Raw genomic sequence first — 19,704 nt, forward strand, 5'->3', positions numbered from 1 at the left:
ATCGTATTTCCTCCGAGTGAGAATGAAATTACAGGGCTTGGAGTTCCATTTTGTAAGAATTTTATCAGTTTCTTTGTTCTGGAAAAGGTAGTACTTGGAGAACCGTTGTGGCCGCCACCGTTGTAAGTTGTTTTTAGAAAATCGCCGAATAATTCATCCCGACCGTCAAAATCTAGATCGCCAACCTGTAGGGCCCCGCCTCCGTCGACGTACGGCTGGGATTTCAACGCCGATGTATTGACAGTCGAATACACCCCATCCGTATTCTGATACGTCATCTGGGCGATGACCTTCGCGGTGCCGCCGGTGATGGTGCCGTCTGAGGCGAAGGTCGCATCGGTGCCGTAACGGGTGACCTTGGTGAGCCGCGAGGTGTTGGAGAACGGCGCCTGATCATAGGTCAGTTTGTAGGCGCCGCGCACGACATTGTTGACCCAGATGGTGATCGATTTGATACGCAGATTGGTCTCGGAGATGTCGCGGCCGTTGCCCATCAGGATCGTGTCGGGCCGCGTCTCCAACTGGAAGCCGATCGCCGTACGGTTGTAGCTGATGCCTTGCGGATAACAGACCAGATTTGCCGGGCAATAATAGCTGTAGGCGACACTGTTGCCGTTGGTGTCGGTGACCGAGGTCAGCAGCCAGCGGTAGTTATAGGCAAGGTCATAGGCTGGGTTAGGAACGGTGCCGCCGTGCCCATCCGGATTGGTCGGGGAAACGGTGATGCCGGCAACCGCCGCCACCGAGCGGAAGATCGAGACCGTGCCGTCCCTGTCCGTCACCTTCCATTCATTGGTGGCGCTGTTCAGCGCGATGCGGCGATAGCTCTCATTCTCGGTCGCATGCGTGCCGCCGGTCGAACAGGACGGCGAGACCATGCCGGCGACGCAGGTCACCATCGCCTGGCCGTCAAGCAGATAGATGTCGTTGGCGTCATAGGCCGGCATGCCATAGCCGGGGCTCGCCCGTTCGATGACGTCGAAGCCGTCGAGGCCCCAGGCATAGCCGAGCCAGCCTTGGTATAACCCGCCGAGCTTGGTCTTGCGCGAGGAATTGTAGTTCAGCGCGATCCGCGGCTCGATGCCATGGAACGCCGGCGCATCGATGGCGATGGAGTAGCCGAGATTGCCGTTGCCGGCGGCCTTTGGCAGATCCACCTTCGGCGTGCCGATGGCTTCTGGATCGCCGCTGTCGGTCGTCGTGGTCGCGGCCGCCACAGCCTGCGCCGTCGGCTCCTCGGGTGCGGCCTCGCTATCGTTGGCCTTGGTCGCCTTGCCGGCTGCCTTCGTCGCGGTCGTCTTGCCGTCGGCGCCCTTGGTGCCATCCGTGGTGCTGGTGCCGTCCTCGGCCTTGGCATCGGCCGGTTTGACGCCGACCTTGGCCGCGGCATCCGGGCTGCCGGTTCCCGATGAACCATCTCCGGTTGATTGCGCCGACGGCGAACTCGAGGGGCTGCCCGCGGCCTGTCCGCCGGCGCCCAGCGCCGCCCCGCCATTGCCGTAACCGGCGGCAGCATTTCCGGCAGCCGCGGAAGAGCTTTTGCTCTCCTGCGCAAGTGCTGCCATTCCTGCACTTTGGCTAATATAAGAGACGGAAGAAATATCCGCGCCGACGACACTCGCGGCAAGCACTGCCGCGCCAACAAGCAACCGTTTCATGAGTCCCCCGAGCCAAGTTGCTTATCGTTGCTCACCTTTCATTTGGCGGATACGGCGCGCTCTGGTTGCAAAGCCAATATCCACAGACTTATTTTTCTGAGGAGAAAAGAACACTGAGCAAGCTCAGTGAGTGTTAGACGGATCTTTTCGGTTGATGCGCTCCATCGCGCTCCATCGCGCTCCATCGCGCTGAATCGCCGGCATGGAAAGGCGGCGAAGAATTTCATCGTGTCGGGCGCCGCACTTGGCATTAGCCGAGGCCGGCAGGGCAACTTTCCAACGGCTCTATCGCAAGGCATCGGCGGCGGCGGCCTGATGGTCTCTCGGCCTTTCATGATCGGTGAACTGTTCGGGCCGCGACCGCGCCAAATACCAGGACTACAGTTCGGCGGTGTTCGCGCCGTCGTCGGTCCTCGGTCCCCTGGCATCCGCCATGCGCAGTCGGTTTAAGGGAAGAGACGTCGCATTATGGACGGCTTGTTGCTGGCCATCGGCACCACGGCGTGGTGCTCGCCATTATTCCAGTGGTTTCAACGTGATGTTCATCTGGTGGCGGCGCTCTATTGCGTCGCCATGGCGCCGACGCTTCTGCTCGAGGATACCCAGATCCCGAAACGGGACTAGTCGGGCTGACGGTCCGCGGCCGGACGGCGCCCGTCGATCCACAGGGCCAGCAATGTGCAGGCAGCACCCGACAGCAGATAGGCGCCGGCGGCGATGAGGCCGAAATTGCCGGCCAGCAGCAGGGCGGCGAGCGGCGCGAAGCCGGCGCCGAACATCCACGCCAGATCCGAGGTGATCGCCGAGCCGGTGTAGCGATACTGCCGCGAAAAGCTCGAGGCGACGACGCCCGACGACTGCCCGAAGCTCAGCCCCAGCAGGATGAAGCCCAGCACCATGAACAGCGCCTCGCCGACGGCGCCGCCGTCGAGGAGCTGTGGGGCAAAGCCGCTGAAGGTCGCGATGGCGATCGCCGAACCGCCGAGCAGCGCACGGCGTCCGATGCGATCGGCCAGTGGCCCGGAGGCGACGATGGCCGCGATGCCGAACAGCGCGCTCACCGCCTCGATCATCAGGAAGCGTGCCGGCCCCTCATTGGTGAACAGGAACACCCAGGAAAGCGGAAACACCGTGACCATGTGGAAGAGGGCGAAACTCGCCAGCGGCGCGAAGGCGCCGATGACGACGTTGTGGCCCTCGGCCCGGATCGTGTCCCTGATGCGCGTCGGCTGCAGGTCCCCGCTCTCGTACAATTTCGAGAATTCGGGCGTGACGACGATGCGCAGCCTGGCGAACAGGGCCACGACATTGATGGCGAAGGCGACGAAGAAAGGATAGCGCCAGCCCCAGGAGAAGAAGTCGTCGGCCGACAGGTTGGCGACGAAGAAGGCGAACAGGGAGCTTGCCACGATCAGGCCGATCGGCGCGCCCAGCTGCGGGATCATGGCATAGAAGCCGCGTCGGTTCTGCGGCGCGTTCAGCGCCAGCAGCGAGGGCAGTCCATCCCAGGTTCCGCCGAGCGCCAGCCCCTGGCCGATGCGGGCAAGCGCCAAAAGCCACACCGCGACCGCTCCGATGTCGCCATAGGCCGGCAGAAACGCCATGGCGACGGTCGACGTGCCGAGCAGGAACAGCGCGATCGTCAGTTTCGCGCCGCGGCCATAGGCGCGATCGATGGCCATGAACAGCACGGAGCCGAAGGGGCGCGCGACGAAGGCCAGCGCGAAGATGCAAAAGGAATAGAGCGTGCCGACGAGCGGGTCGTGCGTCGGAAACACCAGCTTGGGAAACACGATGACGGAGGCGATCGCATAGACGAAGAAGTCGAAGAATTCCGACGTCCTGCCCACGATCACGCCGACCGCGATATCGCCCGCGCTGACTTGGCCATGATGCGAGCCGATCAGCTCGCTGTTCGTTTCGGCAGTCGAAGTTTGAGCCATCTTATCCGTCGCCACCGCGTGGAATGAAGTGTCCGGAACCTACTTCCGGGGATTCCCCAAGGGTTCCATTGTGCACTGCACACTGCGCCAAAGCCATGCCTGCTGGGCATTGGACAAATTGTCCAATGTCACCACAGCGCCGCGAGCAGTAGCCCTTGATCGATACCGCACTGCAACATGACGGTTGCGGCGGTCCATCGAGGGCAGCGTTTGATGAAACGATTTGGAGCCTTGCTTCTGTTCCCCCTGGCCGGGCTGTTGAGCGGCTGCGATCTGGTCGTGCTTGCGCCCGCCGGCGATGTCGCGGCCCAGCAGCGCGACCTGCTCGTGGTCTCGACCTTGCTGATGCTGGTCATCATCGTGCCGGTCATGGCGCTGACGGTCTTTTTCGCCTGGCGCTATCGGCAATCCAACACCGCGGCGACCTATGCTCCCGACTGGGATCATTCGACGAAGCTGGAGCTGGTGATCTGGGCGGCGCCCCTGCTCATCATCATCTGCCTTGGCGCGTTGACCTGGCTCGGCACGCATCTGCTCGATCCCTACCGCCGGATCGACCGCATCGAGCCCGGCCAGCCGGTCACTGAAGCGCACAAGCCGCTCCGGGTCGAGGTCGTGGCGCTCGACTGGAAATGGCTCTTCATCTATCCGGACTACGGGATCGCCTCCGTCAACGAGCTGGCGGCGCCGGTCAACCAGCCGATCGACTTCCGTATCACCTCGTCGGCGGTGATGAATTCCTTCTACATTCCGGCCCTTGCCGGGCAGATCTATGCCATGCCGGGGATGGAGACAAAGCTGCACGCCGTCATCAACCGGCCGGGCGCCTATAGCGGCTTCTCGGCCAATTACAGCGGCGCCGGCTTTTCCGGCATGCGCTTTGCCTTCCACGGCCTGTCCGACCAGGCTTTCGACCAGTGGGTGGCGCAGGCCAGGGCCGCGTCGGCGGCGCTCAGCCGCGATAACTATCTCGAACTCGAAAAGCCGAGCGAGAACGAGCCGGTCCGCCATTATGCCTCCATCGATCCCGACCTCTATGGCGCTATCCTCAATCTGTGCGTCGAGCGCGGCAAGATGTGCATGAACGAGATGATGTCGATCGACGCCAGGGGCGGTCTCGGTCTTGCCGGTGTGCGCAACACGCTGCCGCTGCAATACGACAAGCTCGCCCGGCGCGGCGCGGTGTTCGGCAACGATCCGTCCTATGTCGCCAGCATCTGCACGGCCGAGGAGGCGGCTGCGGCGCGCGCGGCCAGCGATGCCACGCCGGCGGATTGGCCGGCCAGGAATCTTTCCCCGCTGCGCGGGGCAGGGCTGCTGAGGCCCGGGACCGAGAGCCGTCGCGCCGAGGCGGACACGCCGTCGCTCGGCCTGCTGCGGCGCGAATTGTGAGAGACAGCCGATGCCCGATACGCTGACCAAATTCATTTTCGGCCGTCTCACCTGGGACTCGCTGCCGCTGCATGAGCCGATCGTCGTCGCCACCTTCGTCGCGGTGGCGCTCGGCGGCATCGCCCTTCTTGCAGCGATCACCTATTTCAAGCTGTGGACCTATCTGTGGCGCGAGTGGTTCACCAGCGTCGACCACAAGAAGATCGGCATCATGTACATGGTGCTCGGCCTGGTCATGCTGCTGCGCGGCTTCTCCGACGCCATCATGATGCGCCTGCAGCAGGCCATCGCCTTCAACGGTTCCGAGGGCTACCTCAATTCGCATCACTACGACCAGATCTTCACCGCGCACGGCGTGATCATGATCTTCTTCGTGGCGATGCCCTTCGTCACCGGCCTGATGAACTTCGTCGTGCCGCTACAGATCGGCGCGCGCGATGTCTCCTTCCCGTTCCTCAACAATTTCAGCTTCTGGATGACGGTCGGCGGCGCCATCCTCGTCATGGCGTCGCTGTTCCTCGGCGAATTCGCCCGTACCGGCTGGCTCGCCTATCCGCCGCTCTCCGGCATCGGCTACAGTCCGGATGTCGGCGTCGATTATTACATATGGGCGCTGCAGGTGGCGGGCGTAGGCACCACGCTGTCGGGCATCAACCTGATCTGCACGATCATCAAGATGCGCGCGCCCGGCATGACGATGATGCGCATGCCTGTCTTCACCTGGACGTCGCTGTGCACCAACGTGCTGATCGTGGCCTCCTTCCCGGTGCTGACGGCAGTGCTCTCGCTGCTGGCGCTCGACCGCTATGTCGGCACCAACTTCTTCACCAACGACTTCGGCGGCAACCCGATGATGTATGTGAACCTCATCTGGATATGGGGTCACCCGGAAGTCTACATCCTCATCCTGCCGCTGTTCGGCGTCTTTTCCGAGGTCACGTCCACTTTCTCCGGCAAGCGCCTGTTCGGCTACACCTCGATGGTCTACGCCACGGTGGTCATCACCATCCTGTCGTATCTGGTCTGGCTGCACCACTTCTTCACCATGGGCTCCGGCGCCAGCGTCAATTCCTTCTTCGGCATCACCACGATGATCATCTCGATCCCGACGGGAGCGAAGATATTCAACTGGCTGTTCACGATGTACCGCGGCCGCATCCGCTTCGAACTGCCGATGATGTGGACGGTGGCCTTCATGCTCACCTTCGTCGTCGGCGGCATGACCGGCGTGTTGCTTGCCGTGCCGCCGGCGGACTTCGTGCTGCACAACAGCCTGTTCCTGATCGCGCATTTCCACAACGTCATCATCGGCGGTGTGCTGTTCGGCCTGTTCGCCGGCATCGCCTACTGGTGGCCCAAGGCCTTCGGCTTCAGGCTCGATCCGTTCTGGGGCAAGGTGTCCTTTTGGTGCTGGGTGGTCGGCTTCTGGTTCGCCTTCATGCCGCTCTACATACTCGGCCTGATGGGTGTCACGCGCCGCATGCGTGTCTTCGACGATCCCTCGCTGCAGATATGGTTCGTCATCGCCGCCTTCGGCGCGGTGCTGATCGCTGCCGGCATCGCCGCCTTCCTGATCCAGATCTTCGTCTCCATCCGCAAACGCGAGGCTCTGACCGATCCGACCGGCGATCCCTGGGACGGCCGCACGCTCGAATGGTCGACGTCCTCGCCACCGCCCGCCTACAACTTCGCCTTCACGCCGGTCGTGCGCGACAACGACGCCTGGTGGGACATGAAGAAGGCCGGCTACGTCAGGCCGCTCTCGGGCTTCAAGCCGATCCATATGCCGAGCAATACCGGAACCGGCGTCATCCTGGCCGCTTTCAGCGTGGCGCTCGGCTTCGGCCTGATCTGGTACATCTGGTGGCTGGCGGCGCTGAGCTTCGTCTGCCTGATCGCCACCGCGATCGGCCACACTTTCAACTATCACCGCGATTTCCACATTCCGGCTGCCGAGGTCACGCAGACGGAGGAGGCGAGGACGACGCTCCTCGCCGCCCAGGGCTAGGGTTCGAGCATGGCTTCGAGTGCAACCACGGCCGGTACCGGACCGGTCTTCCACCTGGAAGAAGAGCATGCGCATGCCGAAGGCAGCAGCACCATGCTCGGCTTCTGGCTCTATCTGATGAGCGACTGCCTGATCTTCGCCATGCTGTTCGCGGCCTATGGCGTGCTCGGCGGCAATTACGCGGCGGGGCCAGCGCCAAAGGACCTGTTCGATCTTGATCTGGTGGCGGTCAACACCACCATGCTGCTCTTGTCCTCGATCACCTATGGCTTTGCCATGCTGACCATGGACAAGGGGCGTGTCGCGGCAACGCAAGCCTGGCTTGCCGTGACCGGCCTGTTCGGCCTGGCCTTCCTGTCGATCGAGCTCTACGAATTCGCACACATGATCCATGAAGGGGCCACGCCGCAGCGCAGCGCCTTCCTGTCGTCCTTCTTCACGCTGGTCGGCACGCACGGGCTGCACGTCACCTTCGGCATCGTCTGGCTGGTGACGCTGATGACGCAGGTCGCCCGGTTCGGCCTCACCGAAGCCAACCGCCGCCGGTTGATGTGCCTCTCGATGTTCTGGCATTTCCTCGACGTCGTCTGGATCGGCGTCTTCACCTTCGTCTATCTGATGGGAATGTTGCGATGAGCGCTCATGATCATGCCGAGAGTCACGGCCACGCCCATGGCGGAGCCGCGCATGGATCGTTCAAAGGCTATCTGATCGGCTTCGTCCTGTCGGTGATCCTGACCGCCATTCCGTTCTGGCTGGTCATGAGCGGCGTCATCGACAACAAGCAGGCCACGGCCATCGTCATCATGGCCTTCGCGGTCGTCCAGATCGTCGTCCACATGGTCTTCTTCCTGCATATGAACACCGCCTCGGAGGGCGGATGGTCGATGCTGGCGCTGATCTTCACGCTGATCCTGGTCGTCATCGTGCTGACCGGCTCGCTCTGGGTGATGTACCACCTCAATGCCAACATGATGCCGGGACTTCACGACATGCGCGAGATGCCATGAGCCCGACGCCGGGCGCGGGGAAGACCATTGTCGAAGTAAGGATCGGGCAGGCCGAGATCAGCTCGCCCGCCGCGCCAGGGGGGGACGCCGGCAGGTCGTCCGCGTCGCGGCTCTTTCTCGCATTGCTTGGGCTCCTCGGCGTCCTGGTGTTTGTTGGGCTCGGCATCTGGCAGCTGGAAAGGCGGGTGTGGAAGCTCGACCTGATCGCCCGCGTCGACCAGCGCATCCATGCGCCGGTTGCCGATGCGCCAGCGCCGGCGGCATGGGGTGGCATGACCGCGGCCGGAGACGAGTATAGCCATGTGCGATTGGCCGGACGCTTTTTGGGTGGCAAGAACACGCTCGTGCAGGCGGTGTCGGAGCTTGGCGGCGGCTATTGGGTGCTGACGCCGATGCGGACCGACCGTGGCTTCATCGTGCTGGTCAACCGCGGCTTCATTCCCCAGGAGCGCAAGGCCGAGTTCCAACAAGAAAGCGGCGGCCTCGGTTCGTCGACCGTCATCGAAGGCCTGTTGCGCATGAGCGAGCCGGGTGGCGGCTTCCTGCGCAGCAATGATGCGGCGGGCAATCGCTGGTACTCGCGCGACGTCGCCGCCATCGCGGCCGCGCGCGGTCTGACGAACGACGTCGCCCCTTATTTCGTCGATGCGGATGCATCCGGCGGCTGGCCGCGCGGCGGCCTGACGGTCGTGACTTTCCGCAACAGCCACCTCGTCTATGCTTTGACCTGGTTCACACTCGCTGCGATGCTCGCCGCGGCCCTGGCCGCGCCGATCATCGGCGCCCGCTGGCGGCGAGGACCGGCACGATGACCGCCCCGACGCAAACGTTTCGCAACGACAAATCCTTCGCGGCCGTATCGTCTGCGGGCAGGAACGGCGCGACCCCCGATCCCGACGCGGCGAACAGGAAGAACCTGCTCCTGCTCATCCAGCTGCGCTGGCTGGCGGTGGCGGGTCAGGTGCTCACCATCCTGGTGACGCAATACTGGTTCGACATTCCGCTGCCGCTGGGGGAGATGGCCGGGGTGGTGCTTTTCCTGGTCGGGCTGAACACCTTCAGTCTGCTCGCTTTGCGCGGCCAGCGGCCGATCAGCAACGCGCAGCTGTTCGTCGCGCTCATCTTCGACATGGCGGCGCTGACGACCCAGCTTTACCTCAGCGGCGGTGCCTCGAACCCGTTCGTCTCGCTCTACCTGCTGCAGATCACGCTTGGCGCCGCGCTTTTGACACCCTGGTCCACCTGGAGCCTGGTGGCCACCGCTTCCGCCTGCTTCGTCTTCCTCACCTTCCAGTTCCAGCCGATCGCCATTCCGCATCACGGCGGCAGCGACCTGCTGGCCTTGCATATCAGGGGCATGTTCATCTGCTTCGTGCTGGCGGCCGGCCTGATCGTCATCTTCATGACGCGTATCAACCGCAATCTGCGCGAGCGCGACGCCTATCTCGCCGATCTGCGCCAGCACTCGGCCGAGGAGGATCACATCGTTCGCATGGGCCTGCTGGCCTCCGGTGCCGCGCATGAACTGGGCACGCCGCTGTCGACCATCTCCGTCATCCTCTCCGACTGGCGCCAGATGCGCAGCGTCGCGCGAAACCGCGAATTGGCCGGGGACGTCGCCGAAATGCAGGCGCAGATCGAACGCTGCAAAAGCATCGTCTCGGGCATCCTGATGTCGTCGGGGCAGGCACGGGGCGAGGGCACGATCCGCACCGGCATCCGCCATTTCCTTGACGATCTGGTCCAGGAATGGTGTGTCAGCCGCCAGCCGCTCAATCTGGAGTACAAGAACGAGTTCGAACCTGATGAGCAGATTGTCTCCGATACGGCACTGAAGCAGGTCATCTTCAATGTGTTCGACAATGCTCTGGAGGCATCGCAGGAGTGGGTCGGGGTCGCTGCCGAGCGGCAGGGCGAGAAACTGGTGATTTCGGTGCGTGACCGCGGACTGGGCTTTGACGAGGGTATTCTGGCCGCACTCGGTCAGCCCTATATGTCGAGCAAGGGACGGCCGGGCGGCGGCCTTGGCCTTTTCCTCGTCGTCAACGTGGTTCGAAAGCTGGGAGGCGACTTTTCGGCGCGCAACATGGAGCAGGGCGCCTGTGTTACGCTTTCGCTGCCGCTCGCGGCGCTCACCGATGGAGATGATCATGAGGCCTGATCGATCCCTGTTTATCGTCGAGGACGACGCCACCTTCGCGAAGACGCTGAAACGCTCCTTCGAAAAGCGCGACTACGACGTCGTGGTCTGCCACGGCAGGGAAGAGCTGCTCGGCGCCCTCGAAACTGCGGTCCCTTCCTACGCCGTCGTCGATCTCAAGCTTGGTGCCGGCGGCTCCGGGCTGGAATGCGTCAAGCTGCTCAGCGCCCGCGACGCGTCGATGAGGATCGTCGTGCTGACCGGCTTCGCCAGCATCGCCACGGCGGTCGAGGCGATCAAGCTTGGCGCATGTCATTACCTGGCCAAGCCCGCCAACACCGATGACATCGAAGCCGCCTTCGGCCGGGCCGAGGGCGATGTTTCGGTCTCGCTGAGCGGCCGTCCCACCTCGATCAAGAACCTCGAATGGGAACGTATCCACGAGACGCTCGTCGAGACCGGCTTCAACATTTCCGAAACGGCGCGCCGGCTCGGTCTGCATCGGCGCACTTTGGCCCGCAAGCTCGAGAAACGCGTGGTGAGGTAGGCTCGATCCTCGTTCTTCAGGGTCGTGGTGCGGCAGGTCTATTCCGCGGCAGACCCGGATAAGCGGCTGGCTCGATCCATAATTGTGGTGGGGCTGTAACGAGGCCGGATCGTCGAACGTGCCGACACGCATCGCTATTTGGTTGGGCGATGCGTCGTCGGTCGGGCCGAGCGGCGATCCACAGGCCGAACGACTCGACCAATCGCGTTGGTTGGCGCCGGTCCCTCAGGAACGAGTCCTGGCCTATGACGTTCCCATGTGCCGGACGACAATGGGAGAAGTCCATGAGAAGATACCGCCAGCCGGATATGCCTTGATGTCGGTGTCGGGCTTGGCATACGGGCCGTTGGGTCGCGGGTGCATGCATGTCTGCGTGGATATGCAGCGGCTGTTCGCCGAACCGTCGCCGTGGGCGACGCCCTGGATCACGCGTGTCCTCCCCCAGATTGAGAGGCTCGTTGAACGACGGGCGGAACAGACGGTCTTCACGCGCTTCCTGCCCGCGCAGAAGGCGGGGCAGGGTGTCGGGGCGTGGAAGCGCTACTATGAGCGCTGGTCTTCGATGGCGATCGACAATATCGGTCCTGAAATGGTCGAGCTGTTGCCGTCATTGGCTGCTTGCTGTCCGCCGGCGGCGGTCATCGACAAGCATATTTATTCGCCCTGGTTTGAAGGCCGTCTCAGAGCCTTCCTGATGGATCACGAGATCGATACGCTAGTGATCACCGGCGGCGAAACCGACGTGTGCGTACTGGCCACGGTGCTCGGCGCCATCGATTTCGGCTACCGTGTCGTTCTCGTCACGGACGCGCTGTGCAGTTCTTCCGATGCAACGCATGATGCCCTGCTCACCGTCTACCACCAACGTTTCGCGCAGCAGGTCGAAACGGTCGAGATGGAGACGGTTCTTTCGAACTGGACTTGATGTCACCAGGCGTCGAGGAGGCAGAAGGATCAGGTGCTTCTTCGCGCGGGCTCGGATACCTATCTGTCGAGACAAGACAGAGATCGGAACAGGCAACGGAATTGGCGCAACGATCGGGCAGTGCTGATCTTCCACTTCACGGCGGACGCGTGCCGAAATGGCTCGGCGACCGCATGACGCGTCTTGGCGCCGTGATGTGCGAGGCGATCATCCATCACTACGGCCGCAACGAGCTGCTGCGGCGGCTGGCGCATCCCTTCTGGTTCCAGTCCTTCGGTGCCGTCATGGGCATGGACTGGCACTCGTCCGGCATCACGACCAGCGTCGTCGGCGCCTTGAAACGCGGTCTGACGCCGCTTTCCGGCGAACTCGGCATTCATGTCTGCGGCGGCCGCGGCGCCCACTCGCGCAAAACTCCGCATGAGTTGGCCGCCATCGGCGAGCGCATCGGCTTCGACGGACATCGCCTGGCAACCGTCAGCCGGCTTGTCGCCAAGGTGGACAGTGCCGCCGTCCAGGATGGGTTCGATCTCTATCTGCACGGCTTCATCGTCACCGACGACGGCGACTGGGTGGTGGTGCAGCAAGGCATGAACGGCGACAGCAAGGTGGCGCGCCGCTACCATTGGCTGTCCGAAGGTTTGAAGAGTTTCGTCGATCAGCCGCACGCCGCCATCGAGGGCGCCAACCAGGGCCAGATCGTCAACCTGACCGATCATCGTGCCGAGGCCTCGCGCCAGGGACAGCTGGACCTGCTCCAGGACCTCGGCCCGGACCGCATCCTGCGGGAGTTCGCTGCCCTGGATGCGGGCACAGCGGCGGCTCCGGAACAGCCGATGCTGCCGCATCTGATCATGCCGGCTCACCATGATGTGCGCGAAAGCGATATCGTCATGCGCCGCCTGCATGGAAACATGGCCGCTGCCGCCGAACGTGGCCCGGCCGACTTTTCCGACCTTCTCCTGGTTCCTGGCGTAGGCGCACGCACGGTGCGCGCGTTGGCGCTGGTCACCGAAGTGGTGCATGGCGCGCCGTGCAGGTTTTCGGATCCCGGCAGGTTCTCACTCGCCCATGGCGGCAAGGACAGGCACCCGTTCCCCGTTCCGCTGAAGGTCTATGACGAGACGATCGGCGTGCTGAAGTCCGCGGTGCAGAAAGCCAGGCTTGGCCGTGACGAAGAAATCGGCGCGCTGCGGCGGCTCGACGATCAGTCACGGCAGGTCGAACGATATGTCACCGGCCCCAGCCTGAAGGAAATCGTTGCCGGCGAATTCGACCAGTCGCACCTGCTCGGCGGCCGCAGCGTCTTTGGCTGGGAGCCGCCCCCGGACAAGGCCCCGACGGAGTTGGACAAGAAGGCATGACAGAGGCAGGCTGAACTCCGCAGTCGGGCTCGAAATCAACCCTCCGGATCGATCAACGCAACGCCCAATTCCAGACGTCCCCTGCGGCGCAGAGCGGCGAATGCTTCTGCGCCGGGGTCGACCACCACGACGAACGTTCGCTGTCGCCGGCCTCGTCGACGAGCCAAGATTTCATGCCTGTGCCCTCATCATGTTGGTCTGTCAGGACAGACCAAGGGCGTTTGTTCGACGTCAATGGGCATGGTGCTCGGCATTCCGCTTGCGCGTTGCCGCGGCCTTCCTCGCCGATTCCGACCGACTTGCAGGTGGGCATGCGGCTGACGCCTTGCCGCCGCTCTTGCCGCCCTTGTGGGCCGCCGGGTGGCCGGTGTGCTTGCCGCGCCCGGAGCCGCCTTCCTTCTTGCCGCCGCCATCATCCTTGTTGACCGTGGCCCAAGCGCGGCGTTCGGCCTCCTTCTCCGAGATGCCGCGCTTCTCATAGCCTTCCGCAATGTGGTCGGCTTTGCGTTCCTGCTTGTCGGTGTATTTCGATTTGTTGCCTCGTGGCATGGCCGTATCTCCTGTTGAACAGCGTCTGAACGTGAAGGCGCCGGGTGGGTTCCACCGATGCCTGAAAACTCATCAACAGGCAGAGCAGACGCGTTGCGCGCTAGTCTTCCGGTGCCGTGGCGGGAGCCGTGTAGCGGCGGCGTACTGCATCAAGCACACGCTTGCGGCTACATTGCACGGGCCTCAGTAGCCGCCGACCACGGGCAATATCTCGCCGGTGATGTAGCTCGAGCAATGTGGCGAGGCGAGAAAGACATAGGCCGGTGCGAGTTCTTCCGGCTGCGCCGGCCGCTTCATCGGTGTATCCGCGCCGAACTTCGAAACGTCACCGGCTTCCTTGTCCGAAGGGTTGAGCGGGGTCCATACCGGACCCGGTGCAACCGCGTTCACCCTTATGCCCTTGGCGAGAAGATTGCCGGAGAGGGCGCGGGTGAAGGCATGGATGCCGCCCTTGGTCATGGAGTAGTCGACCAGCGCCTTCGACCCGTCTATGCCGGTGACCGAACCGGTGTTGATGATGGCCGAACCCGGCTTCATATGCGGGACGGCTTCCTGTGCCATGTGGAAATAGCCGTAGAGGTTGGTCTTCAGCGTCGTGTCGAAATGCTCCTCGGTCAGTTCGGCGAACTCGCTCGAATGAATCTGGAATGCCGCGTTGTTGACCAGCACGTCGATGCGGCCGAACGCCTTGACCGTTTGCGCCACCGCGTTGCGGCATTGGTCGCGTTTACTGACGTCGGCCTTCACCAGGATACAGCGCCGTCCCTCTGCCTCGACGGCGGATTTTGTCGCCTTGGCATCCCTGTCCTCGGCCAGATAGACAATCGCAATGTCGGCGCCCTCGCGGGCGAACAGAACCGCCACCGAACGACCGATGCCGGAATCGCCGCCGGTGATGAGAGCGACTTTGTCATCGAGCTTTTTCGATCCGAGGTAGAACGGCGCATCGTAGAGCGGCGCCGGGTCGATCGCCCATTCATCCCCCGGCTTGGGATGGTGTTGCTCGGGAAAGGGTGGCTCGGGATATTTTCGGGCGCCGGCCTGCATGGCGTGCTGGCCCTTGCCGTTGCCTTTCGATTTGTCCCTGGCATCGATGCCACGCTGGATGTGACGCTGCTTGGCGGCTTCGCTTGCTGTCTTGCTTTGCATGGCTGTCTCCTCGGCTTCGAGGAAGAACAACGCGCGTCGGACGAAAAGGTTTGCGCAAAAAGACGATCATGCCGCCGGCGTCATGCCACGCGTCGGTAGCTGTAGTGATCCCTGATGAATTCATTGAAGAAGCGGCCTTTCGAGGCGGCCTTCCTGAAGGCGGCGTAGGTTGCTGGGGCAACGTCCGCATAGTCGTAGCGATGGCCGCTCGGCACGAACCAGACGGAGAGGGTTCTGGTCGCGGGATCGTATTGTGTATTTCGGATCGCGGTCGACGGCATGTTGGCAACCTGACTGCTCAGCCAGATAAATTCGCCAGAAATGGTCCGGTTCCCTGCCTTTGCCACTGCACTATCTGCCGCGCACGGGGAGCACAGCTCGATATTGCCCTGCGGCTCGGCCCTCACCATCTAGGCGGGATGTCCTCGCTCAAATCGAAAGCCACCGGCCGCACTCCGGCATTCCAGCATGATCTCTTTGGTGCCGGGCAGGATCTGCCCGAAGGTTTTGCCTACCAGCCCGGGTTGATCACGCCGCAGGAGGAGACCGAACTCGCCCGGCATCTCGAGGGACTGCCGTTCCAGGCGTTCGATTTCCATGGCCATCTGGCAAACCGGCGTGTCGTCGGGTTTGGTCTGCGCTACGATTATGACCGGCGCGAAGTGGTCGAGGCGCTGCCGATCCCCGACTTCCTGCTGCCTGTGCGCGACAAGGTCGCGGCCCTTGCGCGCCGGCCTGTCGATGCTTTCGCGCAGGTGCTGATCAATGAATACCGGCCTGGCGCCGGCATTGGCTGGCATCGCGACAAGCCGCATTTCGAGGATGTTGCCGGTGTTTCGTTGCTGGCGCCCTGCAGTTTCCGGTTGCGGCGAAAGAGCGGTGACGGATGGGATCGCCGGACCATCGTCGTCGAGCCAAGATCGGCCTATCTCATGACGGGACCTTCGCGCACGGAGTGGGAGCACAGCATCCCGCCGGTTGCCGAGCATCGCTACTCGATCACCTTGCGGACACTGCGGTCTCAAAACCTCTGAGATCAAGCCGATCGCCGCGGCTCTACCTGACGCCGATGCCGGCGGTCAGGCCGCCGTCGATCCTGTAATCGGCGCCGGTGCAGAAGCTGGCCTTGGACGAACACAGGAAAGCGATCAATTCCGCCACTTCCTCCGGCTCGCCGATGCGGCCGAGCGGATGGGCCGCGCCGAAGCGCTTGTAGGCTTCCTCGACATCGGCATCGCTGCCGTGGTCGCCGCGCGCGGCTTTCTCCAGGATCGGCGTGCGGATCGAGCCCGGGCTGACCGAATTCACCCTTATGCCTGCTGCCGCGTAGTCGAGCGCCAACGAGCGCGTCAGCGTGTGGATGGCCCCCTTGGTCGTGGCATAGGCGGCGACGTTCTGCTGACAGGCGAAGCCCTGCACCGAGGCGACGTTGACGATGGCGCCGCCGCCGCGCTTGATCATTTCCGGAATTCCGAAATGGGCGGTCAGGTAGATCGAGCCGACATTGACCGTCATCGCCCGGTTCCAGGTTTCCCAATCGGTCGTCGTCGCGGTTCCGTAGGGATGGACCGCGGCGGAATTGACGATGATGTCGATGCCGCCAAATCTCATGACGCCGGCCGCCACCGCGTCGCGAACCTGATCGGAAACGGACACGTCGAGCGTTTGCACCAGTGCATCCGCTCCGGCCTTGGCAAGGCTTTCGCGCATGGCGGCATTGGCGGCCATGTCGATGCCGCAAGCGACGATCGCCGCACCTCCCTGCGCCAGCCGCCTTGCGGTAGCGAGCGCGATGCCGGTCGTCCCCGTCACCAATGCCACCTTGCCGTCGAAATCCTTCATCGCAGGAGCTCCTTCATGCGCGACAAAACCCGGTTCTGAGTTTGACACTCATCGTAGTCAAACAATAGGTTGCCGGTCTTTCGCAAAAAGGAAAGTTGCAATGGAACAGTGCTGGCGCTGGTATGGTCCGGATGATCCGGTGACGCTCGATCATGTCAGGCAGGCTGGTGCCACCGGCGTGGTTTCGGCGCTTCACCACATCTACGATGGCAGCACCTGGCCCGAAGCCGATGTGCTCGAGCGCAAGCGGATCATCGAGGCCGCCGGCCTGACATGGTCGGTGGTCGAGAGCATCCCGGTCCACAATTCCTTCAAGATCGGCGCGCCGGAACGCGAGCGCTACGCCGGCTACTACCGCGACAGCATCCGCACGCTCGCCAAGGCCGGCATCGAAACAATCTGCTACAATTTCATGCCGGTGGTGGACTGGACGCGCACCGACCTCATGTATCGTCTGCCGACCACCGGCTACGCCTTGCGCTTCGATGCCATCGACTTTGCCGCCTATGATCTTTTCGTGCTGCAGCGCAAGAACGCCGCCGCCAGCTATACGCCGGCGCGAATCGCCGAAGCCGAGAAGCGGCTGAAGGCGTTGACGTCAGAGCATATCGATCAGATCGAGCGCAACCTCATCGCCGGCCTGCCGGCGACCGAGCGCAGCTACAACCGTGACAGCTTTCGCGAGGCCCTGGCCGAATACGATGGGATCGGGCCGAAGGAGTTGCGCGACAATCTCGCCTGGTTCCTGCGCGAGATCATTCCGGTGGCGGAAGAGGAAGGGGTGCGCATGTGCATCCATCCCGACGACCCGCCCTTTTCGCTCTATGGCCTGCCGCGCGTCGTTTCGACCGCGCAGGATGCGCGCTTCATTCTCAATGCCGTCGACAGCCCGGCCAATGGGCTGACCTTCTGCACCGGCTCCTACGGCACGCGCGCCGACAACGACATCGTCGCCATGGTCAAGGAATTCGCCGACCGCATCCATTTCGTCCATTTGCGCAACATCACGATCGAGGAGGACGGCTCGTTCTATGAAGCCGAGCATCTCGAGGGCGGCACCGACATGGCGCATGTCATCCTCGCTCTGATGCAGGAGGAGGCACGCCGTCGCAAGGAGGGCCGTGCCGACTGGCGCATCCCGATGCGGCCGGACCATGGCCACTTGCTCGCCGACGACATCGGCAAGAAGAGGATTAATCCAGGCTACTCGCTGATCGGCCGGCTGAAAGGCCTCGCCGAGTTGCGTGGCATCATGCGTGCCGTGGAGGAATTCGGGCTGGCCTGACCTGGTCGGGAGTTCGCCATCGGCTTCCAGGGTGACGAACCCCGGCAATCCGTTGATGAAACCGACGCGACACGCTTCGAGCCATGCGTGCGCAACCAGGCCGCGACCTCGTCGAACCCGACCCCGAACACATCGTGCAGCAGGAAGGCCGCACCATCGAGCCGAGACACTGCCAGTGTGACATGCCCGCCAGGTTTTTTCTCCGCCATCCATCGTTGCCGTCAGTTGCTCCGGAATGCTTCGCGGCGTCGGCCAAGCCACCTTCGGGTGATCACCGCCATTGATGCGCACCAAGCGGCGGCCCACCGTCTGGCATAACTTGCGCGATGTCTAATATAAGAGCAGAATTGAAGGCGTTTGAAGGAGATCGGCTCATAAACAAATCGGGAGGAAACCATGGATAGCATGAGCCTCACCACGCTTGATCGCGGCAAGACGACAGTCGACGCCGCCACCATCGAAACGCTTGCGGCACAATTGCGCGGCACACTGCTTCAGCAGGGGGACGCGGCCTACGACGAAGCCCGCACCATCTGGAATGCCACGGTCGACCGGCGGCCCGGGCTGATCGTGTGTTGCGTCGGCGCCTCCGACGTCATCCGTGCCGTGAATTTCGCCAGGGAAAACAGGCTTCTCGTCTCCGTGCGCGGCGGCGGCCACAACATTGCCGGCAGCGCCGTCTGCGACGGCGGCCTGATGATCGATCTGTCGCCGATGAAGTCGGTGCGGGTCGATCCCGCCGCACGGCGGGCATGGGTCGGACCCGGCGCCACGCTCGCCGATGTCGACCGCGAAACGCAGGCCTTTGGGCTGGCGGTGCCGACCGGCATCAATTCGACCACCGGCATATCAGGGCTCACTCTGGGCGGTGGCTTTGGCTGGATCACCCGCAAATTCGGCCTGACCATCGACAATCTTGTCTCCGCCGACGTGGTCACCGCCGACGGCAAGTTGCTGCGCGCCAGCCAGACGGAAAATCCGGACCTGTTCTGGGCATTGCGTGGCGGCGGCGGCAATTTCGGCATTGTCACGGCATTCGAGTTTCAGCTCCACCAGATGGGTCCGCAGGTTCTGTCGGGGCTTGTCGTGCATCCCTTCGCCGATGCCGAGAAGGTGCTGGAGGAGTATCGCAACGCGCTCGCAACAGCGCCCGACGAACTGACCTGCTGGGTGGTCATGCGGCAAGCGCCGCCGCTGCCCTTCCTGCCGGCCGAGTGGCACGGCAAGGATGTTCTGGTGCTGGCCATGTGCTATTGCGGTGATCTCCAGGCAGGTGAAAAGGCGACAAAGAAGCTTCGCGCCATCGGCTCGCCGATTGCCGATGTCGTCGGCCCCAACCCGTTCGCCGGCTGGCAACAGGCATTCGACCCATTGCTCGCCCCCGGCGCCCGCAACTACTGGAAGAGCCATGACTTCACCGAGCTCTCCGACAGGGCAGTTGCGGTTGTCACCGAAGCGATACGTGAGCTTCCTGGCCCGGAATGCGAGATATTCATTGGCCATGTCGGCGGTGCGGCCGGCCGTGTGGCGCGGGACGCGACGGCATTTCCGCAACGCAACTCGCACTTCGTCATGAATGTTCATGCCCGCTGGCGCGAACCGGCAATGGACAGGGCCTGCATCGGCTGGGCGCGCAGCCTCTATGAGGCGGCCAAGCCCTATGCCGCCGGCACGGCATATGTGAACTTCATGCCTGAGGACGAGGTCGACAGGGTGGAAGCGGCCTATGGCGGCAATTACCAGCGGCTTCTGGAGATCAAGCAGCGCTATGACCCGCTGAACCTGTTCCGCATGAACCAGAATGTGCGGCCGAAACAAAGCCAGCGGGCCGCCTGAGCCGCCCGCATGGCAGTGACGAAAGCCCACGCCTCCGCTACAGGCGTGGGCTTTCG

At 63.2% G+C, this 19,704-nt stretch carries 20 protein-coding genes; 13 read left to right on the forward strand and 7 right to left on the reverse strand.

Annotated elements, in window-relative coordinates:
• Positions 1-1,565, reverse strand: a 1,565-nt coding sequence (locus C1D09_RS27140; RefSeq protein WP_167514769.1) for a SpvB/TcaC N-terminal domain-containing protein, incomplete at its 3' end; no start/stop codon positions are given.
• A 561-nt stretch (positions 1,566-2,126) separates the two neighbouring features.
• On the opposite strand from C1D09_RS27140, the gene C1D09_RS33320 reads away from it, so the two are divergent.
• On the forward strand, positions 2,127-2,282 hold the full coding sequence (locus C1D09_RS33320) for a hypothetical protein (protein ID WP_167514770.1): 156 nt from the start codon (positions 2,127-2,129) through the stop codon (positions 2,280-2,282).
• On the opposite strand, the gene C1D09_RS27145 is transcribed toward C1D09_RS33320, so the two are convergent.
• Positions 2,279-3,601 carry an MFS transporter gene (locus C1D09_RS27145; protein ID WP_143977136.1) on the reverse strand — a complete coding sequence of 441 codons (1,323 nt, stop codon included), beginning with the start codon at positions 3,599-3,601 and terminating at the stop codon, positions 2,279-2,281. The genes C1D09_RS33320 and C1D09_RS27145 overlap by 4 nt on opposite strands.
• Before the next feature lie 213 nt (positions 3,602-3,814).
• Here C1D09_RS27145 and cyoA point away from each other — a divergent pair, with 213 nt between their 5' ends.
• From cyoA to C1D09_RS27190, 9 genes are all read left to right on the forward strand, one after another.
• Positions 3,815-4,993, forward strand: coding sequence for a ubiquinol oxidase subunit II (cyoA, locus tag C1D09_RS27150; protein ID WP_143977137.1), 1,179 nt, complete (start codon positions 3,815-3,817; stop codon positions 4,991-4,993).
• Between the two features lie 10 nt (positions 4,994-5,003).
• On the forward strand, positions 5,004-7,001 hold the full coding sequence (gene cyoB / locus C1D09_RS27155; protein WP_143977138.1) for a cytochrome o ubiquinol oxidase subunit I: 1,998 nt from the start codon (positions 5,004-5,006) through the stop codon (positions 6,999-7,001).
• A 9-nt stretch (positions 7,002-7,010) separates the two neighbouring features.
• The gene (cyoC, locus tag C1D09_RS27160) at positions 7,011-7,637 is read left to right on the forward strand and encodes a cytochrome o ubiquinol oxidase subunit III (RefSeq protein ID WP_143977139.1); all 627 of its coding nucleotides are present in this window, start codon (positions 7,011-7,013) and stop codon (positions 7,635-7,637) included.
• Positions 7,634-8,011, forward strand: coding sequence for a cytochrome o ubiquinol oxidase subunit IV (gene cyoD, locus C1D09_RS27165; protein ID WP_143977140.1), 378 nt, complete (start codon positions 7,634-7,636; stop codon positions 8,009-8,011). The genes cyoC and cyoD overlap by 4 nt, the downstream gene beginning before the upstream one ends.
• The gene (locus C1D09_RS27170; protein ID WP_143977141.1) at positions 8,008-8,823 is read left to right on the forward strand and encodes an SURF1 family protein; all 816 of its coding nucleotides are present in this window, start codon (positions 8,008-8,010) and stop codon (positions 8,821-8,823) included. The genes cyoD and C1D09_RS27170 overlap by 4 nt, the downstream gene beginning before the upstream one ends.
• Positions 8,820-10,172 (forward strand): ATP-binding protein, encoded by a 1,353-nt coding sequence (locus tag C1D09_RS27175; protein WP_143977142.1) that lies wholly within the window; start codon positions 8,820-8,822, stop codon positions 10,170-10,172. Before C1D09_RS27170 ends, C1D09_RS27175 begins: the two co-directional genes overlap by 4 nt.
• On the forward strand, positions 10,162-10,698 hold the full coding sequence (locus C1D09_RS27180) for a response regulator transcription factor (protein ID WP_167514771.1): 537 nt from the start codon (positions 10,162-10,164) through the stop codon (positions 10,696-10,698). Before C1D09_RS27175 ends, C1D09_RS27180 begins: the two co-directional genes overlap by 11 nt.
• 316 nt (positions 10,699-11,014) lie before the next feature.
• On the forward strand, positions 11,015-11,623 hold the full coding sequence (locus tag C1D09_RS27185; RefSeq protein ID WP_143977152.1) for a cysteine hydrolase family protein: 609 nt from the start codon (positions 11,015-11,017) through the stop codon (positions 11,621-11,623).
• Positions 11,624-11,724: 101 nt separating this feature from the next.
• Positions 11,725-12,987 (forward strand): DUF763 domain-containing protein, encoded by a 1,263-nt coding sequence (locus tag C1D09_RS27190; protein ID WP_143977144.1) that lies wholly within the window; start codon positions 11,725-11,727, stop codon positions 12,985-12,987.
• A gap of 52 nt (positions 12,988-13,039) precedes the next feature.
• Here the strand turns inward: C1D09_RS27190 and C1D09_RS34130 are convergent, their stop codons facing one another.
• The 4 genes from C1D09_RS34130 to C1D09_RS33905 all read right to left on the reverse strand — a co-directional run bounded on the left by C1D09_RS34130 (position 13,040) and on the right by C1D09_RS33905 (position 15,095).
• On the reverse strand, positions 13,040-13,162 hold the full coding sequence (locus C1D09_RS34130; protein WP_281288649.1) for a hypothetical protein: 123 nt from the start codon (positions 13,160-13,162) through the stop codon (positions 13,040-13,042).
• A 56-nt stretch (positions 13,163-13,218) separates the two neighbouring features.
• Positions 13,219-13,536, reverse strand: a complete 318-nt coding sequence (locus C1D09_RS27195) for a plasmid stabilization protein (protein ID WP_143977145.1) — start codon at positions 13,534-13,536, stop codon at positions 13,219-13,221.
• A 183-nt stretch (positions 13,537-13,719) separates the two neighbouring features.
• Positions 13,720-14,685 carry an SDR family oxidoreductase gene (locus C1D09_RS27200; protein WP_143977146.1) on the reverse strand — a complete coding sequence of 322 codons (966 nt, stop codon included), beginning with the start codon at positions 14,683-14,685 and terminating at the stop codon, positions 13,720-13,722.
• An 80-nt stretch (positions 14,686-14,765) separates the two neighbouring features.
• A complete protein-coding gene (locus C1D09_RS33905; protein WP_246135891.1) occupies positions 14,766-15,095 on the reverse strand; it encodes a KTSC domain-containing protein in 330 nt (109 codons plus the stop codon).
• 9 nt (positions 15,096-15,104) lie between these two features.
• Between C1D09_RS33905 and C1D09_RS27210 the strand changes: the two genes are divergently transcribed.
• A complete protein-coding gene (locus tag C1D09_RS27210; protein WP_143977147.1) occupies positions 15,105-15,719 on the forward strand; it encodes an alpha-ketoglutarate-dependent dioxygenase AlkB in 615 nt (204 codons plus the stop codon).
• A 22-nt stretch (positions 15,720-15,741) separates the two neighbouring features.
• Here C1D09_RS27210 and C1D09_RS27215 read toward each other — a convergent pair whose 3' ends face one another.
• Entirely contained in the window at positions 15,742-16,527 is a 786-nt protein-coding gene (locus C1D09_RS27215; protein WP_143977148.1) for an SDR family NAD(P)-dependent oxidoreductase, read from the reverse strand.
• Positions 16,528-16,627: 100 nt separating this feature from the next.
• Between C1D09_RS27215 and uxuA the strand changes: the two genes are divergently transcribed.
• The gene (gene uxuA, locus C1D09_RS27220; protein ID WP_143977149.1) at positions 16,628-17,812 is read left to right on the forward strand and encodes a mannonate dehydratase; all 1,185 of its coding nucleotides are present in this window, start codon (positions 16,628-16,630) and stop codon (positions 17,810-17,812) included.
• 396 nt (positions 17,813-18,208) lie between these two features.
• Positions 18,209-19,648 carry an FAD-binding oxidoreductase gene (locus C1D09_RS27230; protein ID WP_143977151.1) on the forward strand — a complete coding sequence of 480 codons (1,440 nt, stop codon included), beginning with the start codon at positions 18,209-18,211 and terminating at the stop codon, positions 19,646-19,648.
• The last annotated feature ends 56 nt before the right edge of the window (positions 19,649-19,704 follow it).

Source organism: Mesorhizobium intechi (assembly GCF_002879535.1).
Classification (GTDB): domain Bacteria; phylum Pseudomonadota; class Alphaproteobacteria; order Rhizobiales; family Rhizobiaceae; genus Mesorhizobium; species Mesorhizobium intechi.